This is a genomic window from Paenibacillus kobensis NBRC 15729, from assembly GCF_004000825.1.
GTDB lineage: Bacteria > Bacillota > Bacilli > Paenibacillales > Paenibacillaceae > Paenibacillus_T > Paenibacillus_T kobensis.
The window spans coordinates 1-5,418 of record NZ_BILZ01000115.1 but is presented as its reverse complement, the minus strand read 5'-3'; the positions used below and the strand labels follow the sequence as shown (position 1 = coordinate 5,418).

Here is a 5,418-nt window from a genome sequence, read left to right as displayed (position 1 = left end):
GAGAGCCAACGATGCCCAATGTGGCTTCTCTTTGTTACACATCCCTTGCTAAAAACCAAACAGATATTTATAATGTCTATATATTAGCTCGATGAAATGGGGTAATGTTTGGTGAATGAGCTGACAGAACGTTTCTGGTCCGCTGACCTGGCGGACTTGAAACGAGGATATACGTATGACAAGGAGACAGATGCTTATATTTGTCTGCGCTGCGGCGAATCGTTCGAGGAAGGTGGGGTATACCCGATCGGAGGACGTCTCTACGAGGCGCGCAAGGCGGCGCAAGTGCATGGCGCTGAGGCGCATGAGCCGATGCTCGCGTACTTGCTGACGCTCGACAAGAAGCAGACTGGCCTGACCGATCTGCAGAAGGATTTGATCGGCATGTTCGCGGAAGGCTTGCAGGATGCGGATATCGTGAAGCGGACCGGAGGCGGCAGCACGTCGACGATCCGCAATCACCGATTCGCTATGAAAGAGAAGGCGAAGCAAGCGAAGCTGTATCTTGCCATTATGGAATTGCTTGACGAGCAGGGGGTGGGCGGTCCGAAGTTCATCCCGATTCACCGGACTGCGACTCAAGTCGACGATCGCTATGCGCTGACGCAGGAGGAGTACGACGAGCTGATCGCCCGTTACATGCCGAATGGGCCGGAAGGCCCGCTTGAGTCATTCCCGGTGAAGCAGAAGCGCAAGCTGGCGCTCATCCGGCATATGGCCGGTTATTTCGAGCGGAACCGGTGTTACTCGGAGACGGAAGTGAACGAACTGCTGAAGCGGTTCAGCGAGGACGATTATGTGACACTGCGGCGGTATTTGATCGATTACGGCTTCCTGGACCGTAAGGATGACGGAAGCGAGTACTGGGTACAAGGATAGGGGGAACAATGGAATGGACAATAATAAACGGAAAGAACTGGTAGAAAAGTATCAGGACCGTAAAAGAGAGATGGGCGTATTCAAAATCGTACACGTGCCGAGCGGCAGAGCGTTTATCGGCTCTTCTCTTAATCTGGAAGCAGCGTGGAACCGGGAACGGTTCGGTCTGAACCTAGGCTCGCATGCGTGCCAGGAGATGCAGGAAGCATGGAACCGGGACGGCGAATCGGCATTCCGGTTCGAGATTGTCGAGATGCTTAGGACGGAGGACGATGTCCGGTACGACTATAAGGACTTGGTTATACCAAGCGGCTTGCAGCGCGCCAATTCGAAGAAATACCGGGAGCAGATCGAGGCGCTCGAAGCAACCTGCCGCGAGATCGCGGAGCACGAAGGCGCAGCACTATTCAATGCGTAACGCAACGCAGCACAATGAGCAGGCGATGAGGATCGGTTGCAGCAACTCCTATAACCATATAAGCCGGTTGAGCGGTCGTCTTTATGACGATGACTCATCCGGCTTTTTTGGGATAAGAATCCGTTGAATATAAGTTGAATATAAGGATTATTCCGTTCATCATTCGGCAGACTAAGCTTAATATACCCCCTTGCGTTTAATTTTGGCGACGGCTTCCTTACGGCTGGGGACCCCCAATTTTTTTAATATTTTGTTCATCTGATTTTTGACCGTACTGTGCGATTTGAACAGCTGCTGCTCGATCTGCGACATGGACAGTCCCTGTTCGATCAATTCGAAGATGTGGCGTTCGGAAGGGGTCAGTTCCTTCAACTGCTCCTCGACCCGAAGCCTGCGGTAATCATCGAGCAGCAGCGAGAGCGGGGAGAAGTCGCGGTGCAGGGAACGAATCGTTCCGGGCAGCTCCCTATAGTTCCTCTTGGCTATATACTGGATGGCACCTGCGGCGAACGATTGCGTGACAACCTGCGCATCCGTCAGCGATGTCAGCATAACGATGCTCGGCGGGCTCGGCCTTGCTCCTAGATCGGCGGCTGTCTTGATCCCTCCGCTGCGGTCTTTGCCCAGAATGACATCAACCATAACGACGTCCGGCCGTAATTGGTCGTATACCCGAATCGCTTCCTCATAGTGATCGGCAGATCCCGCAACGAGAAAATCCGGTTCCTCATTCAGCATTTGGGTCAAAAGCTTCAGCCAGTGCGGATCGTCTTCCACGATCATCAGCTTCAGATGGTTCATCATACATCCTCCTCGCTATACGATCATTTTCCTATTTATGATACAAAAAGTAACATACTAGATCGATATACTCAATAGATACGATGGCATGTTTTGTCTGGATGGGGTAGGACGAAACGTAAAATTTTGTTATGTTATTACTAGGTGAGGTGGAGAATAAAAAGAGAAATCGTTCGTTCACAGCTGCTGGCCGGTTATGAAGCAAGGAAATGACGAAGGATGGTGGCCATGTTTATTACTTTAGCCATTATTGCCGTTATGTTCCTGTGCTTGCGCATATCCACCTATGCGTACCACAGGCAAGGCAGATGGACGGCAGTCCTGTTAGGGGTGTCCATCGCTGATGTATGGATCGGACGCCAAATTCCAATATGGGGAGAGTGGTTTATTCAGACGGAGACGGCGAATGCTGTGCTGGTATCGAAAACGGTTTTGTTCGCGGGGAGGTACGTATTCGCCGCGTTCAGTTACTGGTTCATCAATGAGCTCATCGGCAGCCAGCCAAGGCGGCGGGTCGTTCTGCAGATGACGATGCTGCTTGCCTGCGCTGCGTCCGGACAAATTTGGTTCAAGCCGCTGATCGCCGAGTTCATCGGAAGTGCCGTGCATCTGACATTCTCTCTGTATATATGCTGGCAGGCGGGCCGGCACGGCGGTGTGTTCTCGCATTCGAACCAATCTAGCGGCGTTGGTTTCGTCGTACCGTCGGCGGTGCTGTATTATTTACTGTACGAGAAAGCCCCTTTCCTGCTCAGCACGGAGCAATGGTATTGGGCGCTCCACGTTCCTTTGATCTATTGCTGTCTTTATTGGCTGCTGTTTCCTTGCTACGGGCGACGGCGACGGCCGGCCGGGCGGCTGGTTGAACCGGTTCATGGGGTTGCGGTGCTGCTTCATGCGGTGAAGAACGAGGCGGTCAAAATGTCGCTCGTCTACGACCGCTTGATGGTTGAGCCGAATTTTCGGGAGAAGCGGACGAGTGAAAATTTGCATATTTTGCAAAACTCCTCCGAGCATTTGCTCGATATGGCGGAGCGGATGAGGGCAGGTTCGCAGCAGCCGATGCATCTTGTCGAGCAGCCGTGCAGATTGTCGGATCTCTTGGAAGACGCGCTCCGACAATGCCGGCCGATGTGGGACGAGAGCCGCACAATCACGGTCGAGCGATCGTATGCGCTTGATCCCGTTATTAAGGCGGACCGCGTGCATTTGAAAGAAGTGCTCATGAATTTAATGTGCAATGCCGCCGATGCGATCGACAAGGACGGCAGTATTCAGCTCAGCATCGAGCCAGCGTCCAAAGGAGGAATCGTCGTGGCAGTTCGGGATAACGGACAAGGCATCCCGAAGCGGCTGCACCGGTACGTGTTCTCGCCCTATTTTTCGACGAAAGGCGGTCAATCGCGAAGCTACGGTCTAGGCTTGTGGTATAGCAATCAGATCATACGAAGAAGCGGTGCGGTCATGAGCTTCGAGAGCGAGGAAGGGCAGGGCTGCTCGTTCGAGATTACGTTTCCTAGGAAAAAGGTATTACACGGTGTCGAAGAATCGAGAGAACGGACGAAATAGCATTTATACGCGAACTTGGCGGAAGGGTCTACTTTTGGTAGGGGGTCTACTTTTTGTAGACCCTTTTTCGCGTTTGGGCTAATAAAGATGGACCTACTCAGCGGGGGACAAAATTTCTACAATCGGTTCAGATCAAAAAAAGCAGAAAGGGAGGAGAAAAGCATGACACGTGTAACGCTGCCGCTCGCGCAACCGCCAATAATCAGTTATTTGCATCATGCTTACCCGTTATCTGTCGTATCCGGGCGAGAGGAAGTGCTGCCGTGGCTTTATTCCCAATATGTGCAATTGCGCTGCTTCAAGGACGTTCACGCCTACAAATACCGGGACCTCTTCAACTTCTACACGACGTCGTCCAAAATGCTGGAGATCGTGCCGCATTTGCAGGTGGAAAGAATTCCGAAGTCTTTTATTATGCGTTGGACCGGCGACCCGGTTCAGTTTCTGACGGAATCGATCGATCAGGGCTATTGCTGCATCATCTACGTGAGGCAGCACTATCACGAGAAGCTGTTCTACTTCCATGACGTCGACTATACGCATGAGCTCATGATATTCGGCTATGACAAGGAAGAGAAGCAGTTCGATCTGTACGGCTTCAACGGAGACGACAACCTGGTGAAATTCCGCCGCAGCTTTGACGAAGTGATCGAGTTATGGACCAGAACGCCGGTCGAGCAGGAGTGGCAGGCTCCCGTCAATTTGATTCGGTACAATCCGGAGGGCAGCTTCGATTTCCGCATCGACAATCTGGCGGACGTTATCGAGGATTATCTTACCGGCGCGGATTCGACGCTTCGGTTCATGCTGTGGAAATTTCCGGTCGATCATGAGAGCGCGTTCGGAATCGATGTGTACCCGCTTGTGCTCCAAATGCTGAACGAGGTGGAGCGGGGAGAACTTTTCTTGGACTACCGGATCTATCACCTGATCTGGGAGCATAAGCGGCTGATGACGGAGCGGCTGCGTTACCTGGAGAATAAGCGGTTTCTGAGTTCAGACCGCTTATGGTCAGTTCGATACGAGGCAGTCGAGAATACAGCGCTTGCTATCCGGTTGGGTGTTCTGAAGGCGATCAAGACGAGATCGGAGTCCGATCTGTCCAACCTGAAGCGGTTGGTCGGGCAGATGGTCGAGCAAGAGGTGGAGCTGTTGACCGGCGTCGTGCAAGAGCTTCGCCATATTTCGGCCAACGGGGCAGATGCTGCCGGTGAACCATACGCGCAAGGACAGAAGGCGTGATGCTTTACCGCTGGGTACGTCCTTATTGGGGCTGGCTTGCCGCATCGGCGGGCTGCGCGCTGCTGTTCGCTGTGACGAGGCTTGCGATGGGCGGTTATATCAAGACGGTCACCGACGCATCGCTCAATTTCCGCAACAAGGAGCTTATCGTCGTCACGATCGGCATGGCTTTACTGGCCATGCTTGGTACCGGGGCGAAATATATGATCCGCTTCGCGTCGTCGAGGCTGTCGGCTTACACCGTCCGCGACATTCGCCGCGAAGCGGTGCAGCGGCTGCTGCGAATGCCGGTCAGCAGCGCGGAGCGCGGCAGATCGGGCGAGACGCTTACACGGATTACGACGGATTTGAACGTCTTGCAGGGTTACCTGAACGTGCAGCTGTACAACTTGGTGTACCAGCCGATTTTGTTTTTGGGCGCGTTCACCATGCTGCTGCTCGTACAGTGGCGGCTTGTCATGCTGTGCGCGCTGCTTGCTCCGCCTGCCATTCTGCTGTCCCAATGGCTT

Annotated in this window: 6 protein-coding genes; 5 read left to right on the top strand and 1 reads right to left on the bottom strand. The window is 53.2% G+C overall.

Annotated features, from left to right (window positions below):
* Positions 1–111: 111 nt before the first annotated feature.
* Positions 112–879 (top strand): DUF2087 domain-containing protein, encoded by a 768-nt coding sequence (locus tag PKO01S_RS28150; RefSeq protein WP_127534754.1) that lies wholly within the window; start codon positions 112–114, stop codon positions 877–879.
* A 13-nt stretch (positions 880–892) separates the two neighbouring features.
* Entirely contained in the window at positions 893–1,297 is a 405-nt protein-coding gene (locus PKO01S_RS28145) for a GIY-YIG nuclease family protein (protein ID WP_127534753.1), read from the top strand.
* A 177-nt stretch (positions 1,298–1,474) separates the two neighbouring features.
* Here PKO01S_RS28145 and PKO01S_RS28140 read toward each other — a convergent pair whose 3' ends face one another.
* Positions 1,475–2,101, bottom strand: coding sequence for a response regulator transcription factor (locus tag PKO01S_RS28140; protein ID WP_246070771.1), 627 nt, complete (start codon positions 2,099–2,101; stop codon positions 1,475–1,477).
* A 225-nt stretch (positions 2,102–2,326) separates the two neighbouring features.
* Between PKO01S_RS28140 and PKO01S_RS28135 the strand changes: the two genes are divergently transcribed.
* From PKO01S_RS28135 to PKO01S_RS28125, 3 genes are all read left to right on the top strand, one after another.
* Complete coding sequence (locus tag PKO01S_RS28135) at positions 2,327–3,667, top strand: sensor histidine kinase (protein WP_164779826.1); 1,341 nt, start codon at positions 2,327–2,329, stop codon at positions 3,665–3,667.
* 162 nt (positions 3,668–3,829) lie between these two features.
* Positions 3,830–4,909, top strand: a complete 1,080-nt coding sequence (locus PKO01S_RS28130; protein ID WP_127534751.1) for a hypothetical protein — start codon at positions 3,830–3,832, stop codon at positions 4,907–4,909.
* Positions 4,909–5,418, top strand: a 510-nt coding sequence (locus PKO01S_RS28125) for an ABC transporter transmembrane domain-containing protein (RefSeq protein WP_246070772.1), incomplete at its 3' end; no start/stop codon positions are given. The genes PKO01S_RS28130 and PKO01S_RS28125, both read left to right, overlap by 1 nt.